The sequence below is a fragment of the Paraburkholderia sp. BR10937 genome (assembly GCF_040965695.1).
In the GTDB taxonomy this organism is placed as follows: Bacteria; Pseudomonadota; Gammaproteobacteria; order Burkholderiales; family Burkholderiaceae; genus Paraburkholderia.
This window is the reverse complement of record NZ_JBFRCL010000024.1, coordinates 45175-68823: the sequence shown is the minus strand read 5'-3', so window position 1 is coordinate 68823 and position 23649 is coordinate 45175. Positions and strand designations below refer to the sequence as shown.

General features: G+C 65.4%; 22 protein-coding genes. 8 read left to right on the top strand and 14 right to left on the bottom strand.

Annotation, left to right across the window (positions count from 1 at the left end; translation table 11 throughout):
* Positions 1 to 14: 14 nt before the first annotated feature.
* Together AB4Y44_RS20735 and AB4Y44_RS20730 are read right to left on the bottom strand one after the other, a co-directional pair.
* Positions 15 to 419 carry a helix-turn-helix domain-containing protein gene (locus AB4Y44_RS20735; protein WP_028202557.1) on the bottom strand — a complete coding sequence of 135 codons (405 nt, stop codon included), beginning with the start codon at positions 417 to 419 and terminating at the stop codon, positions 15 to 17.
* A 4-nt stretch (positions 420 to 423) separates the two neighbouring features.
* Positions 424 to 777 carry a hypothetical protein gene (locus AB4Y44_RS20730; protein WP_368700744.1) on the bottom strand — a complete coding sequence of 118 codons (354 nt, stop codon included), beginning with the start codon at positions 775 to 777 and terminating at the stop codon, positions 424 to 426.
* A 447-nt stretch (positions 778 to 1224) separates the two neighbouring features.
* On the opposite strand from AB4Y44_RS20730, the gene AB4Y44_RS20725 reads away from it, so the two are divergent.
* Both AB4Y44_RS20725 and AB4Y44_RS20720 read left to right on the top strand, forming a co-directional pair.
* Positions 1225 to 1623 carry a hypothetical protein gene (locus tag AB4Y44_RS20725; RefSeq protein WP_368700743.1) on the top strand — a complete coding sequence of 133 codons (399 nt, stop codon included), beginning with the start codon at positions 1225 to 1227 and terminating at the stop codon, positions 1621 to 1623.
* A 59-nt stretch (positions 1624 to 1682) separates the two neighbouring features.
* The gene (locus tag AB4Y44_RS20720; protein WP_368700742.1) at positions 1683 to 2297 is read left to right on the top strand and encodes a hypothetical protein; all 615 of its coding nucleotides are present in this window, start codon (positions 1683 to 1685) and stop codon (positions 2295 to 2297) included.
* 25 nt (positions 2298 to 2322) lie between these two features.
* On the opposite strand, the gene AB4Y44_RS20715 is transcribed toward AB4Y44_RS20720, so the two are convergent.
* The 5 genes from AB4Y44_RS20715 to AB4Y44_RS20695 all read right to left on the bottom strand — a co-directional run bounded on the left by AB4Y44_RS20715 (position 2323) and on the right by AB4Y44_RS20695 (position 8184).
* Positions 2323 to 2568: a DUF2964 family protein gene (locus AB4Y44_RS20715; protein WP_245623541.1), complete on the bottom strand. Its 246-nt coding sequence runs from the start codon at positions 2566 to 2568 to the stop codon at positions 2323 to 2325.
* Positions 2569 to 2888: 320 nt separating this feature from the next.
* Positions 2889 to 4331 (bottom strand): flagellar filament capping protein FliD, encoded by a 1443-nt coding sequence (gene fliD / locus AB4Y44_RS20710; RefSeq protein ID WP_368700741.1) that lies wholly within the window; start codon positions 4329 to 4331, stop codon positions 2889 to 2891.
* Between the two features lie 156 nt (positions 4332 to 4487).
* Complete coding sequence (locus AB4Y44_RS20705) at positions 4488 to 5081, bottom strand: YigZ family protein (protein ID WP_342918925.1); 594 nt, start codon at positions 5079 to 5081, stop codon at positions 4488 to 4490.
* Between the two features lie 803 nt (positions 5082 to 5884).
* Positions 5885 to 6202, bottom strand: coding sequence for a hypothetical protein (locus AB4Y44_RS20700; RefSeq protein WP_368700740.1), 318 nt, complete (start codon positions 6200 to 6202; stop codon positions 5885 to 5887).
* A gap of 311 nt (positions 6203 to 6513) precedes the next feature.
* Entirely contained in the window at positions 6514 to 8184 is a 1671-nt protein-coding gene (locus AB4Y44_RS20695; RefSeq protein ID WP_342918923.1) for an acyl-CoA synthetase, read from the bottom strand.
* Between the two features lie 173 nt (positions 8185 to 8357).
* Here AB4Y44_RS20695 and AB4Y44_RS20690 point away from each other — a divergent pair, with 173 nt between their 5' ends.
* Entirely contained in the window at positions 8358 to 9110 is a 753-nt protein-coding gene (locus AB4Y44_RS20690; protein WP_368700781.1) for a Crp/Fnr family transcriptional regulator, read from the top strand.
* 119 nt (positions 9111 to 9229) lie between these two features.
* Entirely contained in the window at positions 9230 to 9586 is a 357-nt protein-coding gene (locus tag AB4Y44_RS20685; RefSeq protein ID WP_368700780.1) for a DUF4148 domain-containing protein, read from the top strand.
* A gap of 8 nt (positions 9587 to 9594) precedes the next feature.
* On the opposite strand, the gene AB4Y44_RS20680 is transcribed toward AB4Y44_RS20685, so the two are convergent.
* Both AB4Y44_RS20680 and AB4Y44_RS20675 read right to left on the bottom strand, forming a co-directional pair.
* A complete protein-coding gene (locus tag AB4Y44_RS20680) occupies positions 9595 to 11379 on the bottom strand; it encodes a penicillin-binding protein 2 (protein WP_342918922.1) in 1785 nt (594 codons plus the stop codon).
* A 220-nt stretch (positions 11380 to 11599) separates the two neighbouring features.
* Positions 11600 to 13147, bottom strand: a complete 1548-nt coding sequence (locus tag AB4Y44_RS20675; protein ID WP_368700739.1) for a methyl-accepting chemotaxis protein — start codon at positions 13145 to 13147, stop codon at positions 11600 to 11602.
* 417 nt (positions 13148 to 13564) lie between these two features.
* Between AB4Y44_RS20675 and aepX the strand changes: the two genes are divergently transcribed.
* The 3 genes from aepX to AB4Y44_RS20660 are packed head-to-tail and all read left to right on the top strand — an operon-like array spanning position 13565 to position 17530.
* Positions 13565 to 15256: a phosphoenolpyruvate mutase gene (aepX, locus tag AB4Y44_RS20670; RefSeq protein WP_368700738.1), complete on the top strand. Its 1692-nt coding sequence runs from the start codon at positions 13565 to 13567 to the stop codon at positions 15254 to 15256.
* The gene (gene aepY / locus AB4Y44_RS20665) at positions 15253 to 16452 is read left to right on the top strand and encodes a phosphonopyruvate decarboxylase (RefSeq protein ID WP_368700737.1); all 1200 of its coding nucleotides are present in this window, start codon (positions 15253 to 15255) and stop codon (positions 16450 to 16452) included. The genes aepX and aepY overlap by 4 nt, the downstream gene beginning before the upstream one ends.
* 10 nt (positions 16453 to 16462) lie before the next feature.
* Positions 16463 to 17530 (top strand): 2-aminoethylphosphonate aminotransferase, encoded by a 1068-nt coding sequence (locus AB4Y44_RS20660; protein ID WP_368700736.1) that lies wholly within the window; start codon positions 16463 to 16465, stop codon positions 17528 to 17530.
* Positions 17531 to 17593: 63 nt separating this feature from the next.
* Here the strand turns inward: AB4Y44_RS20660 and AB4Y44_RS20655 are convergent, their stop codons facing one another.
* From AB4Y44_RS20655 to AB4Y44_RS20640, 4 genes are read right to left on the bottom strand one after another with little or no spacing between them, the layout of a single operon-like run.
* On the bottom strand, positions 17594 to 19051 hold the full coding sequence (locus AB4Y44_RS20655; RefSeq protein WP_368700735.1) for a YfcC family protein: 1458 nt from the start codon (positions 19049 to 19051) through the stop codon (positions 17594 to 17596).
* 23 nt (positions 19052 to 19074) lie between these two features.
* A complete protein-coding gene (locus AB4Y44_RS20650; RefSeq protein WP_368688464.1) occupies positions 19075 to 19845 on the bottom strand; it encodes an IclR family transcriptional regulator in 771 nt (256 codons plus the stop codon).
* A gap of 8 nt (positions 19846 to 19853) precedes the next feature.
* On the bottom strand, positions 19854 to 20741 hold the full coding sequence (locus AB4Y44_RS20645) for an N-formylglutamate amidohydrolase (protein ID WP_368700734.1): 888 nt from the start codon (positions 20739 to 20741) through the stop codon (positions 19854 to 19856).
* Positions 20742 to 20767: 26 nt separating this feature from the next.
* Entirely contained in the window at positions 20768 to 21199 is a 432-nt protein-coding gene (locus AB4Y44_RS20640) for a hypothetical protein (protein WP_368700733.1), read from the bottom strand.
* On the opposite strand from AB4Y44_RS20640, the gene AB4Y44_RS20635 reads away from it, so the two are divergent.
* Positions 21187 to 22287 carry a porin gene (locus tag AB4Y44_RS20635; RefSeq protein ID WP_342918914.1) on the top strand — a complete coding sequence of 367 codons (1101 nt, stop codon included), beginning with the start codon at positions 21187 to 21189 and terminating at the stop codon, positions 22285 to 22287. The genes AB4Y44_RS20640 and AB4Y44_RS20635 overlap by 13 nt on opposite strands.
* 17 nt (positions 22288 to 22304) lie before the next feature.
* Here AB4Y44_RS20635 and AB4Y44_RS20630 read toward each other — a convergent pair whose 3' ends face one another.
* Complete coding sequence (locus tag AB4Y44_RS20630; protein ID WP_368700732.1) at positions 22305 to 23534, bottom strand: PepSY-associated TM helix domain-containing protein; 1230 nt, start codon at positions 23532 to 23534, stop codon at positions 22305 to 22307.
* Between the last annotated feature and the right edge of the window lie 115 nt (positions 23535 to 23649).

Here is a 23649-nt window from a genome sequence, read left to right as displayed (position 1 = left end):
GCCCGCCATGCCGTTCAGCGCGCGGACTTCGACAGCCGGTGGCCGAGGCCGAGGTTCGAGACGATCTGCCAGGTATAAACGCGCGAATAGTGCACGCCGAACTGGCGGCCGATCAGCTCGCGCACGCGGCTGTTGGTCCACGCATCGCTCGCAAAGCCATGCTCTCGCGCGGAGCCGTGCAGGGCGCTCGCGATCCAGCCTAGCGCGGCCTGATCGAGCACTGAAGGCCGGCCACCCACGCTCATCTGCTGGAGCGCTGCAAGGCCGCCGTCCTCGACGATGGACTTGTAGCGCCTCACCGTCTGGGCGGAAAGGTGGAGTGAGTCGGCGACGCTATTCACGGTCGCGCCTTCCATCAACATCTGGCCGGCGGCCATTCTTCTCGCGACGCTCGGCAGGTTCTCGGTTCGGGTAAGCATGTGTTCACTCGTCGACGAAAGATTCCGGACACGCGGCATTGCGGATGTGCCGCTCCTGTAACCCTTCCTGCAAGCGGGTCTTGTCGCTTGCCATGGATCCGGCGCCGGTGCGGTGACGCGGGAGCCATGACGGACGGCGAAATCGACGCCCGGTGAAGGGCGCTTGTTGCGAAACGCCTCGGTGTTCCGCAGCGGATATTAATAATTGTTTTTGTAGGGAATGTGTATAGCTAGCGGAAAAATAGTCTTCTTGACTTGTGGATAATCCTGAACTAATGGAAAAAACAACCGACTCGCGTCGGTCAACAATCGGCGCCGCCGTTTCGCACAGATTCCGCAATGCGAAGTTTGCTCCCATTGCAGCCAGTTATCCTGACTTAATTGCTCAAACATTGAAAAGCAACACTTCGTCTTGTTTTGTATGACTAATTCAGTATTCAGCATATATTGAGTTGAAACGGTTTTATCCAAAATGAATTAAATAGCGATGGTCGCACCTTTAAATGTTTGTTAGCGTTTTTGATCTGCGCGGTAAAAATTGGCATGGTCCAGCGCGGGTGATGACGGCTATGGGGCAATTTCAGGGAGTGATTTGGCTTTTTTGTGCAGAATGGTTTTCGCGAACATTTCGAATCGATTGCAATGCAGATTGGATTCGAATGAACGAATGCAGAATGCCGGATTCGCCGCGCAGCGTATCGCGAAGCGAAACGGGCCCCTGAATCCCTCGGGCCGCCAAATGCGTCCGTGCGTTTCGTCAAACGACGCGCGGCATGGGCGGCGGCCCGCTTTCTGGCCGCTGCGGATGAATCAAGAACTCGATGAAAAGGTAGGTCGTTTGTTGCGCCGCGCTGCGAGCCGGCGCTCGCTCGTGCCGTACGGTGCGTTTCATGCCCTGTTCGCGGGCGACGTGCCGTTGCGGGTGCGTTACGAAAAGCTCGAGGCGGCTGCAGCCGCGTTGTGCGAGCCGCGCGAGGCCGACTATGCCTCGCTGCTCTCGACCGATTCGGGCCTGCCCGGCCCGGACTTCTATACGCGCTTCAAGCGCTTGCATACCGAGCGCTACTACGAAACGCTCGGCGCGGACCGGCACCGCATGCTGCGGCTTGCCGAAAAGCGCCAACTCGCCAACGAGGAACGCGAGCGTGTGTATGCCCATTACCTGCGCTGCGCGGCCGAAGAAGCCTGCATGAACAGCGCTTGATGCGTGCGAGCGGCGCCATGCCGCGCTCTTGTCATTCACGATCCACACAAGGAGGCTTCATGTTCACGCGCTACCATTCTTCCGCGCCGCTGCTCGGCGCCATACTCGTGCTTGCCCTCGGCGTGTCGCCGCATGTACCGCTGTTTGCGCAGACGGCGTCCGATGCCGCGCCAGAGAGTGCGCCCAACGCCACGCTGCAGATCGGCGAGGTGCAGACCACGGCGACCGTCGTGAGCATCGACGCGGCCACCAACTCGGTCACGCTGCGCGGCGCGCGCCGCAACCTGGTGACGGTCGCCGTCGATCCCGCAGTCGGCGATGTGAGCAAGCTCAAGCCCGGCGATCATGTGAACATCCTCTACAAGGAGGCGTTGCTGCTGCGTGCCGAAAAGGTGGCCACGAGGGGCATCCGCTCGCGCGTCGATACAGTCGCCACCACGCCCGCTTCCGGTGGCATGACGGCGACGGCGCGCAGCGTGCAGGTGATCGCGACGGTGGAGAAGATCGACCGCAAGAGCCGCAAGGTCGCGCTGCGCGGACCGAATCGCACGGTCGTCGTGGTGGCGCCGCCGGACGTGCCGCTCGAATCGATCAAGGTGGGCGACAGCATTCGCGCCGACTACGTGGGCGCGACCGCCGTGCATGTCACGCGCGACGGCCAGAACCTGCAGTGAGGCAGTGACGCCTGGGCGGCGTGCGTTAGTCGGCGCGATTGCGGTCGCGCACGAGGATCGACACGTAGATCGCCGTGCAGACGATGATGACGGCCACGCCGGCAATCACCTTCTGGTGGTCGAAGTTGATGAGCCCGACCACTGCGATGGCGATGCCGGCGGCAGAGCCGAGCGTGCCCATTGCGGCCACGAAAATGCGCACCTTGCTCCAGACGCGATGGCGCCGCTCGGGACCTGCGCCTTCCATAAACCGATGCAGTCGATCAAACATGGCGGCTCTTCCGGGTTGGGTAGAAGACGGTCATGCGGGCGCGAATGAATGCGCGGCCCGGACCAGATCAAGTATAGCCAGCCCATTATTACGCGTTCTTTCAATTGCCTGCGCCCTGGTGCGCCGGAATTCCCGATCGTTTTTTGCGCGCGTTTAAGTTTGTCTTAATTTTCGCTCGCCATGATGGAGCGGTCGGGTCGATTCGATAGTTCGATTCGCGGTTGTTCTTCACGTCCCCTGTTGGCCGCCGATTCACTCGGCGGCCTTTTTTTCGTCTGCCGTCGACGTTTGCTAGCGTCGATCACCGCGCATTCACGCCTTTATTTGTGATTCGTCGCGAGGGCGCCCGCGCTGTTTGCACCGCCAAAGAGCTGTGTCAGATATTGCTGGTTGTTGTTCATGATCGACATGAGGTTATTGAGCGCGGTGAACTGGCGGTTGAATTGCGCAGTGAGCTGGGTTGCGCGCACATCGAGCATCGACGACTGCTTTTTGATGTCGTCGAGCTCCTTGTTGATGGCCGTGCTGCGCCGCTCGATGATGCCGCTCGACTGCACGTAGGGCGTAATGGCGCTGTTGAGCTTCGTGGTCATGCCGCTGCTGCCGAACAGCGCCGCAATCGCAGTGTTGCCCGGTTGCAGCGCCTTCTTGAACGCCTCGTCGTCGATCTCAAGCTTGCCGCTCTTGTCGAGCTTGATGCCGATCTCGCCCAGCGAATGGCTCACGCCGTCGCTGCCCTTCACGCCAGCCGAAACGACCGCGGGCAGACTCGCCGCGAGCGTGCGCGCGATCGAGTCGCCGAGCAGCGCGCCCGCTTGCGCGCTCGTCGAAGCGGTCGCGGCCGTGTAGGAGGTCAGCCCGTTCAGGGCATCCACATAGCTGTTGTACGCCTTCACGAAGTCGCGGATGGCGGTGCCCGTCGCTTCAGTGTCGGGGGCGATGGTGAGCGTTTGCTTCGTGCCCACCGAGGCGCTTGCGAGCTTGATCGTGATGTCGCTCACCACGCCTTCGAGCGTGTTGCTCGCGCTCGTGACGCGCGTGCCGTCGATGCGCAACTCGGCGTCGCTGGCCGCCTCGACCTCGCGCATCTGCGAGGAAGCGAGGCGCGTATCGACGCCTGGGCCCGCCTGCACATCGATCGCGTTGGCCGCGCCGGTCTTGTTCGCGGTCAGCACGAGGTGCTGGCCGTCGGCGCCGTTGACGATCGAAGCCGTGACGCCGGGGTTGTCCGTCGCCCGGTTGATCGCCGCGACGACGTCGGTGAGTTTGTTGCTGCCCGCGGCGATCGTCAGATGCATGGACTTGCCGCCCATCGAGATGTCGAGGTTGCCTTCCCCGAGCGCCTCGCCCGTGTCGAAGCTGTCCGAGGCGAGCTTGTGCGCCGTCGCCAGGCGATCGACCTCGACCGTGAAGCTGCTCGCCACCGCGTTCTTGCCGGCGACCGCGCTCAAGCCCTTGTCCTTCTCGCTCGTCGTGACGGTGAAGCTTTGCAGCGCGGCGCCATCCTTGAACCGCTCGAGTGCGGTCTGGAGCGAAGCGAGCGCCGACTTCAGCGTGCCGAGCGCCGAAAGTGTTGTATTGCTGGTGGTCTGCTTCGCGCTGAGGATGGCGCTCGGCCCCGCGATCTTTGCGTTGACGAGCGCCTTGACGAGCTGGTTGACGTCGAGCGTGGAGTTGGTCGCGCCGCTGATGATCGACTGGGCGGCGTCGCTCAGCGCGCTGTTCGCGCTGGCGGTCGTGGTGTTCGTGATCGTGCTTGCCATGAAAGAAGTCCGTTCGTTCTGGTGCGTCGAGTCGACGGAACGCGCGAATGCGCGGCCATGCTTTCATTACGGCAAGCTTTCATGAAACTTTATGAAAGAAATGAAAAGAATTTGAAAGTGCGCGATCTGCGATGCGACGGCAGCCAGCCGTCCGCGTCAAACGTGCTCGGGGAAGCCCGAGCGGCCTTGCGTGAGATCGGTGAGCGTGGTGCGCGCGGCGTCCACGGCGCTGGCGGGCAACTGGATCGTGAGGCGGACCGTCATGGCGTACTGGCTTTCCACGAGGGTGAACTGCTCCTGGTCGATCCAGTGGCGCACGCGGGTTTCGTCGGGATAGCCGAGTTCGACAGTGAGGCGCGCCTGCGCAATGCGCTCGACGCGCTCGGCTCGCTGCAGGGCGCTGGCAATGGCGTCGGTATAGGCGCGCACGAGGCCGCCCGCGCCGAGCTTCACGCCGCCGTAGTAGCGCACCACGGCGGCGAGCACGCCGTCGAGGTCGTGATGGCGCAGCACTTCGAGGATCGGGCGCCCGGCGGTACCGGAGGGCTCGCCGTCGTCGGACATGCCGGACTGGCCGCCCGCGAGCAGCGCCCAGCAAACGTGCGTGGCGGTGGGATGTTCGTCGCGCAGACGGCGGATTTCGGCCATGGCCGCTTCGCGGTCGGCAACGGGAATGGCGTGCGCGATGAAGCGGCTCTTGCGGATATCGAGTTCCGCGGTGACGGGACGGGCGAGCGTGAAAGTTGGCACTAGCGGGGTGGCACGGCTGGCGAAACCCCCATGTTAACCGATGCGCACAGCCCGGCTTTCCACGTCCGTCCCCAAATCTTGCCAGTTTATGTAATGGTTCTTTGCGCGAGACGCTAGTGACGCCCCGGCCTTCCGCCCGGATAATGCACGGCATGACGGATCTAGCTCTGGCTGGAGCGAAGCCGAACTCCTCATTCGGTGATCCGTCATAGCTCTTTCTCTCGCGGCGCCGCTGTACCGTTCCGGCAGACGCGATTCTCCAAAGCCCGGAAGCCAAAAAAATCCCCGGTCGGACGGTGTCGCGACCGGGGGTCACAAGGCTCGCCTGTTCTCAAGAGGCAATCCCACCTTACGTCCGCAAAATTGCGGCCGCAATCGGAAAAAAAACCTGGTGCGCGTGCCACCCGAAGGGCGCTAGTGTTCTCATCCGTGCGCAAAAAAATCCCGGCCATCTCTGGCCGGGCAATGAGAATACACCGTGCGCTCCGGGGAACGAAACGCCCATCAACGTTACCCGCGGGCCGTGCGGCCGGCAACACTTCCGAATTACCTGCAATTACTGACGTTTGCCTTTCCGGTCGCACCCGGCGCGCGGCGCGTCAGGCCATGTCCTCCATGCGGCGGGCATTGCGGTCACATTGATTCGCATGCCGAACGAAATCAATGCGCTCGCACGCGCGTGGCGAAGTAAGGCGCCGAAATGCGCCGAGGCCGGTCTCCCTTGGGGGGAAGACCGGCCTCGGTGTGCCGCTTCAGGGGCCTCCGGAGAAGGCGGCCCCTGGATCACGCGTGCGTCACGCGGATCAGTAACGCGGCGGGGGCGGCGGACGATGGTCGTCGTCGCGGTAGCGCGGGGGACCCGGATCGTGCGGATGATGGTGCATCCACTCGTCGTGTTCCCAATAGCGGTGGCCGTCGTAGTAACGGTTTTCATGCCAGCCGATCGAGACGTGCGCGTCCACCGGCATCATGTGCGGTTGACCGTATTGCGGCGCCGATTCGGCACGCAGCCCATACGGTGCGGATTGAGCGAAGGCGCTCGAGGCGCCCATCAATGCGCCGCCGGCGATCAGTGCTGCGGCGATGGCGCGGGCGGGGGTCTTCCAGTTCTTCGTGTTCATGAGTTACCTCCTCTTTGGTTGCGTCGTCAGTCACGCGGCATCGGGATGCCTTTGTGTTGCGACCACGGTTCAAAGCTTATCGGCCCGAAGCGGAGGAAAACGTGACCACTTGTAAGCTTTCGTTTCATACGATTCTTCATGCAAGAAAGGCCGCTTTGACAGTTGGCCCTTGATGCAGAAAGGATTAAGCACCGCACCTGACAATCGCGACCGAGCCACTGGGGGTCGAGTTGTCAACTGACGTTACATTCGGGCGGTATGGGCCGCCCGAATGCGTCACCTGTACCGGCCAGCTGAGGCCGCTGTCGTTCTTACCGAGGTGTTTTTGGCGCAGGCGGGGCGCCAGCCACGTCGATCGCACTTTGCGAACCTAGTTGCGCGCGCAACTCATATTTCTGGATCTTGCCCGTGGCCGTGCGCGGCAGTTCGCCGAATCGCACCGCGCGCGGCACCTTGAAGTGCGCGAGAAAGAGCCGGCAGTGCGCGATGATTTCCTCGGCCGTGGCGCTCGCGCCGGGCCGCAGTTCGACGAACGCGCAAGGCACTTCGCCCCACTTCGGGTCGGGCATCGCCACGACGGCGGCGAGCGCGACGGCCGGATGGCGATACAGCGTGTCCTCCACCTCGATGCTCGAAATGTTCTCGCCGCCCGAGATGATGATGTCCTTGCTGCGGTCGGTGATGCGCACGTAGCCGTCGGGCGTCATCACGCCGAGGTCGCCCGTGTGGAACCAGCCGCCGCGGAACGCCTCTTCGGTTGCGCGCTCGTTCTTCAAATAGCCCTTCATGCAGATGTTGCCGCGGAACATGATCTCGCCGAGCGTTTCGCCGTCGGCGGGCACGGGTTCCATCGTCTGCGCGTTGCGCACGCTCACGCCGCTCTGCAGGTGATAGCGCACGCCCTGGCGCGCGGCGAGGCGCGCCTGTTCCTCGTCGGGCAGCGTCTGCCAGCGCGCCTGCACCGCGCATACGGCAGCGGGGCCGTACACCTCGGTCAGACCATAGACATGCGTGAGTTCGATGCCGATCGCCTTCATCTTCGCGATCACGGCCGGCGCGGGCGGCGCGCCGGCCACCATCGTGCACACCGTGTGAGCGATACCTTCGCGATACTCCGCGGGGGCGTCGGCGAGCGCGCCCTGCACGATGGGCGCGCCGCAATAGTGCGTGACGCGCTCGCTGCGAATGAGGTCGAACACGAGCTTCGCGTCGAACTTGCGCAGGCACACGTTCACGCCCGCGCGCGCGGCGACGGTCCACGCGAAGCACCAGCCGTTGCAGTGAAAGAGCGGCAGCGTCCAGAGGTACACGGCGTGCTTGGGCATGTCCCATTCGAGGATGTTGCTCACCGCGTTGAGGTACGCGCCGCGATGGTGATAGACCACGCCCTTGGGGTCGCCCGTCGTGCCCGAGGTGTAGTTCAGTGCAATGGCGTCCCATTCGTCGCGCGGCGGCTCCCAGGCGAACTCGGGATCGCCTTGTTCGAGGAACGCCTCGTAGTCGGTTGCGCGCGGGAAGTACTCCGGGTCGGCGGCCGCGATGTCGGCCACGCTGATGATCCTGAGGTTGGGGAATTCGAGCGCCGCGCGCTGCGCGAGCGCCGCGAATTCGGTATCGACGATCAATGCCTTCGCTTCGCCATGGCGCAGCATGAACAGCATGGTTGCGACATCGAGTCGCGTGTTGAGCGTGTTGAGCACCGCGCCGAGCATGGGTACGCCGAAGTGCGCCTCGACCATCGCGGGGATGTTGGGCAGCAGCGCCGCCACCGTGTCGCCGCGGCCGATGCCCGCCTGCGCGAGCGCGCTCGCGAGCCGCCGCGTGCGCGCATAGGTCTCGCGCCAGTTGCGGCGGACCTCGCCGTGGACCACGGCCAGGCGGTCACCATAGACTTCGGCGGCGCGGGCGATGAAATCGACCGGCGTGAGCGGCACATAGTTGGCTTCGCGTTGCGCGAGCCCTTCTTCGTAGGGATGCAACATGGCGGTGTCTCCGAACGGTTATTGGTTTGTCGATATGATTCGCGCTACCGTAGCAGGGCCGCGCATGCCAGTCTGTCGCCGGCGCGACAGAGCGGGCCACGACGCACGGTCCGCCCGAGAAGATCGACCCAAAGATTGACCTAACCCAGGAAAGCGCGATGTCGCAATCCATTATGCCCCCGGACGGGACACCGCCCGCCCGCGATTCATGGCGCGAAGGCGAGCGCATCGACGCCGCCAATGCCGCGCGCCTGGCCGCGCTGTTCGAGCGCTACGCGTGGTTCCGCGCGCTCGCGCCCGAGCATCGCGAGTGGGTGCTCGCGTCGTCACATGCGCAGGGCTATGCCGCGGGCGCGATCGTCGCCGCGCGCGAAGCGCCCTCCGACTGGTGGCTCGGCGTGAGTTCCGGCCTCGTGAAGCTGGCGATCTTCAATGCGTCGGGGCGCGGCTGCACGTTCTCGGGCGTGCCGCACGGCGGCTGGTTCGGCGAGGGGAGCGTGATCAAGCGCGAGCCGCGCAAGTACGACGTGATCGCACTGCAGCCGTCGCTCGTGATGGCTGTCGCCACCGATACGTTCCACCGGCTCATGGACTGCAGCCTGCCGTTCAACCGCTTCGTGATCCATCAGCTCAACAACCGCATGGGCGAGTTCATCGCGTTGATCCAGAACAGCCGCTTGCTCGACGTGGATGCGCGCGTTGCGCAGTCGCTCGCGCAAATGTTCAATCCCGATCTCTACCCCGAGACGGGGCGGGCGCTCGACATCTCGCAGGAGGAGATCGGCATGCTGGCGGGCGCGTCGCGCCAGCGGATCAACCAGGCCCTGCAGACGCTCGAGCGCCAGGGGCTCGTCGCGCTCTCGTACAACCGCGTGGACGTGCTCGATCTCAACGGGCTGCGCGCGTTTGGCCGCGATCAGATCTGAGGATCGCAGAACTCCTTATCAATCTTGCGAGGGATGGAAGACTCTCTCCCTCGCGAGCCGGTTTTTAGGCATGGCCGCGCTGCGTAGACTTGGCTCACTGAATTCATACGGAGAGCATGGTGAAAAGCGCAATGCTGCGCGCAGCGCTGGTGTCGATGATGGCGATCGTTCCGGCGCTCTCGTTTGCCCAATCCGCCGGCACGCATAACGGCCCGGTGACGCGCGCCCAGGTGCTGCAGGAATTGGTCGATCTGGAGTCGGTGGGGTACAACCCGGCCTCGGCGAACGACGCCACGTATCCGGAAGATGTGCAGGGCGCCATGCGCCGGCTCGCCGAAAAGCGCGCCAGCGAAGCGCGTCTGGCGCAGGAGCAGGTCGCGCAATCGGGTTACGGCGCACCGCCCGCGCCCAATGCAGAAGCGGGCGTGCCCGCCGTCTCGGGCGGCGAGCCGCCGCCCGCGTATCGCCACCACTGATTGCGGCGCTAACCGCGCCCTGAGCCGCCCCGGGTGCCGCTGGCACCTTTGGCGCTCTCGGGGCCGGCGGCGACATCGGGCGGCACGCCGAGCAATTGGAGCGTGCCGGCCGTCACGCCCGAGAACACCGGTCCCGCGACCGTGCCGCCATAGAACGCCTTGCCCGCCGGATCGTCGATCATGACCGCGACGATCACGCGCGGCGCGCTCATCGGCGCCATGCCGACGAACAGCGCCCGATAGCGATTCTTCGCGTAGCCCGCGCCGATCTGCTTGCGCGCCGTGCCGGTCTTGCCGCCCACCCGATAGCCTTCCACATTGGCGGCGCGCCCCGTGCCGCCGTCGCTCGTCGCCATTTCCAGCATCTTGCGCATCGCGGCGGCCGTGGCCGGCGTCGTGACCGCGCGCGCCGCCGTCGCGGAGGCACCGCCCGCGCCGCCTGACGCTTCACGCAGCAGCGCGGCCGGATGCAGCGTGCCGTCGCCGGCGTAGGCCGTGTAGATCTGTGCCATCTGCAACAGCGAAGTGGACAGGCCGTAGCCATATGCCATCGTCGCCTGCTCGATGGGGCGCCAGCGCGCCCACGGCCGCACGCGGCCAGGCGCCGCGCCCGGGAACGTGACGCCGGGCCGCTGCCCGAGCCCGTACTCCTGATACTTGTCCCAGATCGTTTGCGCGGGCAGGTTCAGCGCGAGCTTGGCGAGCGCGATGTTGCTCGACTTCTGGATCGCCTCCGCCACGGTCATACGGCCGTGATTCGAGGTGTCGTGAATCGTCGCGGGGCCGATGCGGTACGTGCCGGGCGCGGTGTCGATGATGGTGTTCGCGTTGACCTTGTGCAGGTCCATCGCCAGCGAAACGACCACCGGCTTGATGGTCGAGCCGGGCTCGAACGTGTCGACCACGGCGCGGTTGCGCAACTGCTTGCCCGTGAGCCGCGCGCGGTCGTTCGGGTCGAACGACGGCCAGTTCGCGAGCGCGAGGATTTCGCCGTTCTGGGCGTCGAGCACGACGACGCTGCCCGCTTCCGCATGATTCTTCGCCACGGCGGCCTTGAGCTGCGTATACGCGAGCTGCTGCACGCGCCGGTCGATGGTGAGCTGGACGGTGTCGCCGTTGCGCGGCTGCACGCGCTCGCTCGGCTCGGAGACGACGCGCCCGAGCCGGTCGCGGATCACCTCGCGCTGGCCCGGCGTGCCGCGCAGGCGCGCGTTCGCGGCAAGCTCCACGCCTTCCTGGCCGGCGTCTTCGACGTCGGTGAAGCCCACCACGTGCGCAGCCGATTCGCCTTCGGGGTAATAGCGCTTCGAGTCGGCGATCAGGGTGATGCCGCCCGCGCCCATCTCGTCGATGTGCGCGGCGGTTTCGGCGTCGACCTGGCGCTTGAGCAGCACGAAGGAGCGGTCGCCGGCAACGCGCCGCTCCAGTTCCGCGAGCGGCATGTCGAGCAGGCGCGCGAGCGGCGTGTGCGCGGCGGCGTCGAGGAGCCGCGGATTCACCCAGACTTCGAAGGTCGCGAGACTCACGGCCAGCAGCGCGCCATTGCGGTCGACGATGCGCCCGCGCATGGCGTCGAGCTCCAAGGTGCGCTGGTAGCGCTTTTGGCCCTGCTTCACGTAAAAGCCGTGATTGGCGACCTGAATCCAGAACGCGCGCCCGGCCAGCGCCGCAAAGGCCGCGAAGGTGATGAACACGATGAACTTCGAGCGCCACGCGGGCAGACGCGGCGCAAGCATCGGGTGGCGGGTCGCGGCTGCGTGCGGGTCGCGCGGCGGTTTCCTGGAACGGATCATCGGCAAGGCGGGATGGCGGGGGGTAGAGTCACATTGTAAACAGTATGTAATTGAATTGAAATGTTGGGTGCGCACGGCCGCGAGGCAATAGGGCGCGCGGTGCACGCCGTCATGCGGCGAGCATGCAGGGGAGCGGGGAGAGGCGCAAAGCGAACCGGGCCGCGAATGCGGCCCGGCGGCTAGACATGCAGACCGGCGGTGAGCCGGTGTGGCGACAGCGTTACGCGTGCGCGGGCAAGCGGAAACTCGCGATCGATTCGCGCAGCCCGCTCACCTGATCCTTGAGCGAGTGGGCGGCGGCGGCAGCCTGTTCCACGAGCGCCGCGTTCTGCTGCGTCACCTGATCCATTTCGCCCACGGCGCGGTTGACCTGCTCGATGCCGGCGCTCTGTTCGCGCGACGCGTTGCTGATCTCTTCGAGGATCTCGTGCACGCGTCGCACCGACTGCACGATCTCGGTCATCGTCGAGCCCGCGTTGGTCACGAGATGCTGGCCTTCGGTCACGGTGCCGGTCGACTTTTCGATCAGCGCCTTGATCTCCTTGGCGGCGGTGGCGGAGCGCTGCGCGAGGCTGCGCACTTCGGCGGCCACCACCGCGAAGCCGCGGCCCTGCTCGCCCGCGCGCGCCGCTTCGACGGCCGCGTTCAGGGCGAGGATGTTGGTCTGGAACGCAATGCCGTCGATCACGCCGATGATGTCGCCGATCTGCTGCGAGCTCGTCGTGATGTCGCCCATGGTGCGCACCACGTCGTCGACCACGGCGCTGCCGCGCGTCGCGACGTCGGCGGCCTGGCTCGCGAGCGACGCCGCATGCTGGGCGCTGTCCGCGTTCTGGCGCACGTTCGCCGTCATCTGATCCATGCTCGACGCCGTTTGCACGAGCGCTGCCGCCTGTTCCTCGGTGCGTTGCGAGAGATCCGTGTTGCCAGCCGCAATCTCGTTCGCGCCCACGTTGATGTTTTCCGCGCCGCTGCGCACGCGCGAGACGGTTTGCACGAGCGCCGTCTGCATCGTCGCGAGCGCGCGCATCAGGCTGGTCTCGTTCGTGCCCTGCACCTGCAGGCGCAAGGTGAGGTCGCCCTGGGCGATGCGATTGGCCGCGTCCACCGCGCCCTCCAGTTCGCCGCCGATGCTGCTGCGCACGCTGCGCACCACGAGCACCATCACCGTCGTGGCGGCGGCGCCCAGCAGGAACGTCACGCCGAGCCAGCGCAGCAGGCTGTCGTAGAACTCGGCGCGCACGTCGTCCATGTACATGCCCGTCACGATCACCCAGTCCCACGGCGCGAAGCGCCGGCCATAGCCCGTCTTCGGCACGGGATCGCTGTGGCCGGGCTTGGACCAGAGGTAGTCGAGGAAGCCGCCGTTCGGGCCGCTCGCGGCGTTCACGAGCCCGGTGAACACGTGGGTGCCCGCGGGGTCGGTGAAGTCGCTGAGGTTCTTGCCGTCGAGCTCGGGCTTGATCGGATGCATCAGCATGACCGACTGCGAGTTGTTGATGCTCAGGTAGCCATCGGTGCCGTAGCGGATCGAGCCGATCATGGCGAGCGCCTGCTTCTGCGCATCGGCTTCGGGCATGGCGTTGCGTTGCGAGAGCCCGTAGTAATAGTTGACGATGCTCGTGGCTTCGTCGACGAGCGTGGTGAGCTGCGCGCGCCGCTCGCGGATCATCGCTTCGCGGCTTTGCCAGGCGCCAAAGGCGACGATCAACAGCAGGCCGATCCAGAGGATCGCGATCATCGAGCGGAGCTTTTTGTTGAGGGTCATGTTCTGCATGGTCGGTCGGGTATTTCACAGGGCTGGAGCGGTACGACAGGCGATGCGTTGCCGCCAGAGTGTGTTTACGGCCCACGCAAACGTGCGCGAGACCCAGGGTGAACCCTGCTTAGGCAGCTTTTTCTTCATACAAAACAAAGTCCTTGATCTGGCGCATATGACGCACCGCTGAAACACCAGCGAACGCGCCCGTAAAAGCCACAAATTTCACTGTATCTCCATGATTTGCCACTCTTTGCAGGGATCGACTGCGGATAGGAATCATTTCCGATATAGTCGCGACTTTGCCCCGGCCGGCCTGAGTTCGAGGCCTGCGATCAAGCCGGGATGAAGGACTTTTCCCAACGATGCGACGCACACGGCGCAGCCCCCGCTGCCGCCCGCATGACGTCCACTGGAGCAACAAGAATGAACGCACGCGAACCCGCCCTGGTCCCCGCCGCTCTTGCCACATCGCGCAGCGCGCGGCTGCGCCAGATGCTGACCAGCAACGAACTCGAATTCCTGATGGAAGCGCACAACGGCCTTTCCGCACGCATCGCGCGCGAGGCGGGCTTCAAGGCGATCTGGGGCTCGGGCCTCTCGATCTCCGCGCAGTTCGGCGTGCGCGACAACAACGAGGCGAGCTGGACCCAGGTGGTCGACAACCTCGAGTTCATGGCCGACGCGAGCGACCTGCCCATCCTGCTCGACGGCGACACCGGCTACGGCAACTTCAACAACGTGCGCCGGCTCGTGCGCAAGCTGGAGCAGCGCGGCATTGCGGGCGTGTGCATCGAAGACAAGCAGTTCCCGAAGACCAACAGCTTCATCAAGGGCGAGGCGCAGCCGCTCGCCGACATCGACGAGTTCTGCGGCAAGATCAAGGCCGGCAAGGACTCGCAGACCGACGAGCACTTCTCGATCGTCGCGCGCGTCGAGGCGCTGATCGCGGGCTGGGGCATGGACGAAGCGCTCAAGCGCGCCGAGGCGTATCGCCGGGCCGGCGCGGATGCGATCCTCATCCACAGCAAGCTTTTCAAGCCTGACGAGATCCTCACGTTCGCGCGCGAGTGGGCGGGCCGCGGCCCACTTGTGATCGTGCCGACCAAGTACTACAGCACGCCGACCGAGGTGTTCCGCAAGGCGGGCATCAGCACGGTGATCTGGGCGAACCATCAGATCCGCGCGGCCGTTTCGGCCATGCAGGCCGTCACCAGGACGATTTACGAAACGCAAACGCTCGTCGATGTCGAAGACCGCATTGCTACAGTTAACGAAATTTTCCGCCTGCAGGACGCCGACGAATACTCGGAAGCCGAAGACCGCTATCTTTCCGCTTCGTCGCGCGGCGCAGGCTCGGCGATCGTGCTGGCCGCGAGCCGCGGCTCGGGCCTCGACGCCTACACGGAAGACAAACCCAAGGTCATGCTGCCGGTGGCGGGCAAGCCGCTCCTGCGCTGGCTCGTCGATGCGTTCAAGAAGCAGTCGGTCAACGACATCACCGTGGTGGGCGGCTACAAGGCCGAAGCCATCGACACGGCGGGCATCAAACTCGTGCGCAACGAGCGCTTCGCGCAGACGAACGAACTCGCTTCGCTCGCGTGCGCGGTCGGCGCGCTCGACAACGACACGGTGATCTCGTACGGCGACCTCGTGTTCCGCAGCTACATCCTGCGCGATCTCGTGGAAAGCGAAGCGGACTTCAGCGTGGTGGTGGATTCGTCGCCCGAGTCGGAGAACAGCAGCACGCGCGACTTCGCATGGTGCTCGGCCGCCGACGAGCGCGATCTGTTCGGCAGCAAGGTGTTGCTCGAGCGTGTGGCGAGCGACCCGGCCGCGAACGGCACGCCCCCGCACGGCCGCTGGATCGGCCTCGTGAACGTGCGAGGCGCGGGCCGCGCGAAGCTTGCGAAGAAGCTCGCGCAACTGCAGACGCACGCCGACTTCGACACGCTCGACATGCCGGCTCTGCTCAATGCGCTGATCGCAGACGGCGAGAAAATCGAAGTGCAATACGTGCACGGCCACTGGCGCGGCGTGAACGACCTCGACGACTTCCGCCGCGCGGGAGACTTTGCCCACGCACAAACGCCGCTGGGCGCGGAGGGCCAGGCATGATCGAAGCCGCACAGTTCGTCGAAGCGGCGCGCTCGCGCGGCTTCGAGTGGTACGCCGGCGTGCCGTGCTCGTACCTCACGCCGTTCATCAACTACGTGCTGCAGGACGACTCGCTGCACTACGTGAGCGCGGCCAACGAAGGCGACGCGGTCGCGGTCATCGCGGGCGTGGCGCTCGCGGGCAAGCGCGGCATCACGATGATGCAGAATTCGGGCCTCGGCAACGCCGTGAGCCCGCTCACGTCGCTGACGTGGACGTTCCGCCTGCCGCAACTGCTGATCGTGACGTGGCGCGGCCAGCCGGGCGTGCCCGACGAGCCGCAGCACGCGCTGATGGGCCCGGTCACGCCGCAGATGCTGGAAGCGATGGAAATTCCGTGGGAGACGTTCCCCACGGAAGCCGACCAGATTGCGGCGGCGCTCGATCGTGCCATCAGGCACATGAACGAAACGGGCCGCCCGTACGCGCTCGTCATGCAGAAGGGCAGCGTGGCGCCGTACGAACTCGAGGGCGGCGGCGCGATGCCGGCAAAGCACGCACTGCCGGTCGCGCAGGCCAAATGGACCGGGCGGACGCCTGAGCAACTGCCCACGCGCCAGCAGGCGCTCGAGCGCGTGATCGCCGCGACGCCTGCCGAATCGACGGTGGTCGTCGCCTCGACGGGTTTCTGCGGCCGCGAACTCTACGCGCTCGACGACCGTTCGAACCAGCTCTACATGGTGGGCTCGATGGGCTGTGTCACGCCGTTCGCGCTCGGTCTCGCGCTTGCGCGGCCCGACCTGAACGTGGTCGCGCTCGACGGTGACGGCGCCGCGCTCATGCGCATGGGCGTGTTCGCCACGCTCGGCGCCTATGGCCCCGCGAACCTCACGCACGTGCTGCTCGACAACGGGGCGCACGATTCGACGGGTGGCCAGGCCACCGTGTCGGGGCAAGTGTCGTTCGCGAACGTCGCCGCCGCGTGCGGTTACGCCGATGCCGCGGAAGGCGACGATCTCGCCGTGCTCGACAGCGTGCTCGCCGCCGCGCGCGAACGCGCGAAGGGCGCTTCGGGTGTCGCAGGCACGCGCTTCGTACGTCTGACGATTCGCCGCGGCACACCCGACGGCCTGCCGCGCCCCACGATCACGCCGCCCGATGTCAAGACGCGCCTCATGCGCCACATCGGCGCCGCTGCCGACACGTCCGCCAAATAAGGAACTACCGATGCTGCTGCTCAATCCCGGCCCGGTCACGCTCACGGAACGCGTGCGCCTAAGCCTCCTCCAGGAAGACCTGTGCCATCGCGAAAGCGAGTTCTTCGACGTGCAGGAAGAGGCGCGCACGCGTCTCGTGGGCGTCTACGATCTCGACCCCGCGCAATGGCAGGCCGTGCTCATGACGGGCTCCGGCACGGCCGCGGTCGAAAGCATGATCTCGACGCTCGTGCCTGCGAACGGCAAGCTGCTGATCGTCGAGAACGGCGTGTATGGCGAGCGCATCACTGCGATCGCGAAGCAGTATGGCATCGCGCATGAGGTCGTGAAGCACGACTGGATGCAGGCGCCGGACCTCGCGCGCATCACGGCCGCGCTCGATGCCGACAAGTCGGTCACGCATGTCGCGATCATTCATCACGAAACGACCACGGGTCGCCTGAACGATCTGCGCGCACTGGGCGAAGCGTGCCGCGCGCGCGGCGTGCAAATGCTCGTGGACGGTGTGAGCAGCTTCGGTTCCGAAGCGATCGATTTCGGCGACGCGAGCATCGCGGCGGTGGCGGCGACGGCGAACAAGTGCCTGCACGGCGTACCGGGCGCGGCGTTCGTGGTGGTGCGCCGCGCGGCGCTCGCGCAAGCGCATAGCCGCACGTACTACCTCGACCTCAAGCGTCTTGCCACGCTGCAGGATCAGCGCAATACACCGTTCACGCCTTCCGTGCACGCGTACTACGCGCTCGTCGAGGCGCTGCGCGAACTCGCCGACGAAGGCGGCTGGCAGGCGCGTCACGCGCACTATGCGGCGCTTTCCGAGCAGGTGCGCGCAGGACTCGCCGCGCGCGGCATGGAGAGCGTGCTGCCGAAGGACGAATCGTCGGTGGTGCTGCGCGCGTTCCGCTTGCCCGCGGGCGTCGACTATCCCGCGCTGCATGACGCGCTCAAGGCGCGCGGCTTCGTGATCTATGCGGGGCAGGGCGGGTTGTCGGCGGAACTGTTCCGCATTTCGACGATGGGCGACATTCACGCCGCCGATGTCGAGCGCTTGCTGGCGGCGTTCGATGAAGTGACGCGTTAAGGGAGTATTTCGCAAGCGATTGAGGGGCGGCTTCGGCCGCCCGTTTGCTTTTGTGGCTGCGCTTCAATATCCCGTGAGCACCGCAAGCGCCAGAGTTGCCGAAGACAGCACGAGCAGCACGAGAAAGAGCGGCAGGATGAAGCGTAGCCACTCGCCAAAGCCCACGCGCGCCGTGGCGAGATACGCGAGCAGCATGCCGGAGGTGGGCGTGACCATGTTCGTCAGGCCGCCGCCCAGCACGAATGCGAGCACCGAGGTCTGGCCGCTCACGCCGGAAAGCTGGGCGATAGGCCCGATGATCGGCATGCTCACCGCGGCCTTGCCCGACACCGAAGGAATGAACACGTCGAGCAGCATCTGCACGGCCATGAGTCCGTTGGCGACCCACACGCTCGAGCGGCCGTGCGCGAGGCGCGTGAAAGAGTCGATCAGCGTGTCGAGCACGAAGCTGTTCTGGAGGATCAATTCGACGGATGCCGCAAGCCCGATCAGGAGACCCGCGAGCACCATGCCCTTCATCCCGTCGACGAAGGCCTCCGACGCGCTGCGCGAATCGAGCCGCCCGACGAGCGTTGCCACGATGCTGATCGCCACGTAGAACGCGGAAAGCTCGACGTTCCCCCACTTCAGTTCGCGCGTGCCGAACACGAGTGCGGCGGCCGCAAAGGCGAGGATGACGAGCGTCGCCTTGTGGCGGCGCGAGAGCGGCGTGGGCGCATGCAGCGCCTCGACGGCGGCCTCGCGCCGATAGCCGCTGCGACGCACATAGAGCAGCAGATACGCGACGCCGATTGTCAAAAACACCACGAACACGCCAAGCCGCAACGCCAGGCCGCTGAAGAGCGGCACGCCGACGATGGGCTGCGCCACCGCGAGCGACAGCGGATTCGTGACCGAGGCGATATAGCCGATCTTCGCGGCAATCGCGACGAGCGCCACCGCGAACAGGTTCGAGAGGCCGAGCCGTTTCGCGAGCAGCATCACCATTGGAATGATGACCAGGTACTCCGAAATAAATCCGAGCATGGTGCTGCCAAGCCCGATCAGGATCATGAGCAGCGGCGCGAGCACGTAGACATTGCCGGCGGTGAGCTGGAGCAGGCGGTCGATGCCGGCGTCCACTACGCCGGTGCGCTTCATGACGCCGAACATGCCGCCCACGAACATCACCATGACGATGAGCGGCGCGTTCTTGATGAGCCCGTTCGGTATGGCGACGAACACCGAGACGAGGCTCGCGGGCGCCGCATGGTCCGGCGTACTCTTCGTCACGGCCGGAGCGACGAGCGTGGCGAGATCGCTGCTTTTCGGCACCACGTGATAGGTGCCCGGAATCACGAGCTTGTCGTGGCGCTCGAAGCGGCCCGCGTCGACGAACCAGGTCATCGCCAATGCGGCGGCGAGCACCCAGAGCATCATGACGACAGGGTGCAGCATCTTGCCGTGTGGCCTGGTTTCCTGTTTTGCGCCTTCTGCGGGTGGCCTGTCTTCACGCGGGGAGGAGGGCGGAGCAACGATCATGATCAGGAATCCTCCATGCGTGCTCAGGCGGAAAGCGCCGCGGCGCGTGCACCCGTATAGCCGAGTTCGGCGGAGATCGCGTCGGCGCAGGCCTGCAGGCGTTCGAGATAGTCGGGGATCTCGGCGCGGCCGATGCGCATTTCCGGCCCCGAAATGGCGACGGCCGCCACCGTCGCGCCCGACATATCGCGCACCGGCGCGGAGATCGCCACCGCGCCGGCCGTCACTTCGCCGAGACTCACGGCGTAGCCCTTGCGCGCGATCGCATCGAGTTCCTCGACGAGCGCGATCAGGTCGGGCGCCTCGGGCATCTTCTTCATGCGCGCGAGATAGTCGGTGCGTACTGCGCCGGGTGCGAACGCGAGCAACACCTTGCCCGAAGCGCCGTGATTGATCGACCGGCGGTTGCCCACCGCGCCCACGGCGCGCACCTGATGCGTGGTCTCGCAGCGCGCGACGCAAACCGTCTCGAGACCCTCGCGCACGCGCAGCACGATCGTCTCGTTGATCGCCTGGTTGAGCGCGAGCATGTGGCGTGAGGCCGAGCGCACGAGCGTGTTCTGCTGCGTGGCCGCCACGCCGAGCACAAAGGCTTGCGGACCGAGCGCGTAGGTGGAGGTTTGCGCGTCCTGCACGACATAGCGGTGCAGTTCCAGCGTGCAGAGCATGCGATAGGTGCGCGATTTGTTGATGCCCAGCTGCGTGGACAGCTCCGTTACGCCAAGGCCTGGATGCTCGGCCACATAGCTGAGCAGTTTGAGCGCGTTGTCGACGGCATCGACGATATAGGTCATGGCTATGCTCACTGTGCGTTGAGTTGCGCGCGCACCCAGCTGGCGAGGGCGTCGGCGAAGGCGTCGAGGTCGCGCTTGAGCGTGTCGAAACCCGCGTGCTTCGAACACGCGGCCTCGTCCATGTAGAGCGCGCGGTTCAGTTCGATCTGGATGCTGTGGCGGTTGCGCGCCGGATCGCTCACGGCGCGCAGCAGGTCGCCGCCCTGGTAAGGCTCGTTGATCTGCACGCGATAGCCGGCGCCCACAAAGTGATCGGCGACCCATTGCGTGAAGGCCGGATCCGACGTCGTGCCGCGCCGGTCGCTGATGACGAAATCGGGACGCGCCTCGCCCGAGTCGACGTTCATTTCGTTGCCGCGCGATTTCATGGAGTGACAGTCCACATGCCACAGCGCGCCGTGCTGCGTGTAGGCCGCCTCGGCCGCCTGCGCGAGCGCCGCGCGATAGGGGCGGTAGTACGCGTCGATGCGGTGCCGAACTTCATCGACGGAAAGCTTGCGATCGTAGAGCGGCACGCCGGGCAGCGCGTAGCGGCGGATCAGGCCCATGCCACGACGCGTGTACGGCTCGGGCGCGAGCGGCTCGGGCCAGGGCTCGGCGAGCAGTTCGGCGTCGATGTCGGTCATGGCGCGGTTCGGGTCGATATAGGCGCGCGGAAAGCGTGCGCCGATCAGCACGCCGCCGCGCGCGGGCACGCCGCCCCACAGTTCGTCGACGAACGCGTCCCACGACGTGAGGATCGCCTCGCGCGGCGCGACGGTGCCGAAGTCGTCGGGCAGCGTGATACCGCTGTGCGGGGAGTCGAACACGATCGGCAGCGGCTCGGCCTGTGCCGCAACGGTGAAGCAGGGCGCGTGTTCGTCTGCCTGGGAGGAAAGTGGGCTGGTGTTCGTCATCGCTAATCAGTTACTTGTCGCGTGTTTTAATGATTAAAACAGCGTTTTAATTTCAAGAGATAGCGTAGCGCGTGGTAAAAATTGGGCCGATTGGGGTTTCCCCTGGAATGGCTCGGTAAAAATAGCGAATTGAACCGGCTGTAAAGGATTACAGCGATTTTGGCGGACGCCGCGACGCCCCACTTCGTGTCGCGGGTTTTTGACAGCTTCTTGACGGGATGGAAAGCAGACCCGAATAATAAATAATACGATGTTTTAAACAATAAAACAAGCGGGTGATGAGGCAAGCCACCGCCAACGGGGAGCGCAAGCGGGTAGCCGTTGCTCCGCGCCGCGCAGCGATGCCATTTCATCAGGATTGCAAAAGATAGATCGCACCTCCCGGCGCGCATCTGGAGATCAACACCAATACACGGCACATCGAATGCCAGAAGGAGAAAAACGCATGTTTCAAGCATCCCGGCGCACCCTCGCATTCGTCATCGGCGGTCTCGGTCTCGCGGCCTCGCACGCCAACGCGCAGTCGAGCGTCACGCTTTACGGCATCGCCGACGGCGGCTTCACCTACACGAGCAACCAGGGCGGCAAGTCGAACTTTCAGGCGACGGCCGGCAGCGAGCAGGGCTCGCGCTGGGGCCTGCTCGGCAGCGAGGATCTGGGCGGCGGCAATCGCGCGATCTTCCGCCTCGAGAACGGCTTCAACCTGCAGACCGGCACCGCGAGCGCGAACGGCCGCATCTTCGGCCGCCAGGCGTGGGTGGGGCTCGCGAGCGACCGTTGGGGCTCGCTCACGTTCGGCCGCCAGTACAACGCGGCGCAGGACTCGCTCGAACCGCTGCAGATGGCCGTGGAGACGTCGCAGTACGGTACGCACCCGTTCGACACCGACGACCTGAACAACACGTTCCGCACCGACAACTCCGTCAAGTACGTCACGCCCAAATTCCACGGTCTGACGATCAACTCGATGTACGGCTTCAGCAACAACGCGGGCAACTTCGGGACGAACCGTTCATGGAGCGTCGGCGCGAGCTATGCGGGCGGGCCGCTGCAGTTCGGCGCAGCGTATGTGCAGCTCGATCATCCGGCCACCGACACGACCGGCGCGATTCCTTCGGACAACTACTTCACGTTCCTGAAGGGTATTACGCAGCAGCGCATCTGGGGCGCGGGCGGTGTCTACACCTTCGGCAATCTCGGCGTGGGCGCGATGTACACGAACGTCGCGTTCGAGTTGACGCCGCAGAGCCAGTACCAGCACTATCAGAACGCGGAAGTCAGCCTGCGCTATGCGATCTCGCCGTCCATTCATGCCGCCATCGGCGAAACCTGGACGGGCGTGAATGCGAACGGCCAGAAGGATAGCTGGCACTACTGGCAAACGACCAGCGCGCTGCAGTACTTCCTCTCGAAGCGCACGGACGTCTATCTCGACCTCATCTATCAGCGCGCGACGAACGCCGTGGCGCAGATCGAAGGGACGTCGGGCGCGTCGAGCAACGGTAACCAGTTCCTCGCGGTGACGGGCATCCGCCACAAGTTCTGATCGGCTGACCCGGGCGGTCAGTTCGCGGCCCGTTCGCGCGTGCCGATCATGCTGGCCGCCTTTGCCTGCTTCGCGGGCTTGCGCCGCGCACGCGCTTTCTTGAGCCAGATGAGCACGCCGGTCACGCTGAGCATCGCGACGACAACACCGGTAAAGCTGATGGCGATGCGTCCCGGCAGCCCGGCGATGCGGCCCGAGTGCAGCGGAAACTGCGCCTGCATGAAGATATCGCCTGCGCTGCCGCGGCCCGGAATCTGCCTGCCGAGCACCTGGCCCGTCCGCGCGTTCATGATGAGCCAGGCATTGCCGAGACCCGCGTCGCCGTGATCGTTGCCCGCCTCGAAGTAGCCCACGCCATACACGCCGGAGGTGGGCAGCCCGAACAGTCCGCCCGGCGGCGCCGTGATGCCTTCGCGGCGGCCCATCCCGGCGGCTTCGGTCACGATGCGTTCGCGCGCAGCCGTTGCTTCGGCGGGCGTGAGCGCGGGGCCCGGTGCGACGATGCGGAACGGGTCCGGCGCGAGCGTCGAGAACACCGACACGACGGGGCGCACGACCTGCGCGCCGAGGTTCATCGAAATCGATGTCACGGCCACGACGATCAGGAGTCCCCAGAGCCACACGCCGCCCGAGCGGTGCAGGTCGAACGTGAGCGCATAACCACCGCGCTTCACGCGAAAGGCGAGCGACTTGCGCCAGCCTTTCGGGCTCGGGAAGGCGAGCACGATCGCGATGAAGCCGTCGAGCAGCCATATCATCCCGACCACGCCCATCGTCCAGACACCGAAGTCAATGCCCATCTTCGTCGGCATGAACAGCGTGTAGTGGAGCTGATAGAGGAAGGGGATCAGGTTCTGGCGCGCAAGCGAAGCCTTGCCCCACATGCGGCGGCCTTGCTCCTCGCCCGTGACGGGGTCGAGCGCGATCTGGTTGAAGTCGAGCGCATAGGGCGCCTGACTCGCGGGGTTCAGGCGCGGCGCCACCTGCGCGATCCAGGTATGGCCGGGCTCGACGGTAAGCGGCATGAAGGTCACGACCGCGTGCGGTTCTGCGGCCTCGAGACGCTTCGCGAGTTCGAGCGCGGGCAGCGGCGTGCCCGGCGTCGCGCTACGGAAGAACGACGGGTTGAGCAGTGCGTCGAGTTCGTGATCCCACGCGATCACCGCGCCGGTCACTCCGGCGAGGAACAGGAAGGCCGCGGTGCCAAGACCGAACCAGCGGTGCAGACGGACCAGCAGCGGTCTCATGCGAAACCTCGACGCGCCGGCCGGCGCGCGGGGGCGAACGCGATCACGATTGGGCTCACGGCAACCTTGAAAATACTGCAAATAGGAATCGTTTGCATTCTACGGATCGGCCGTC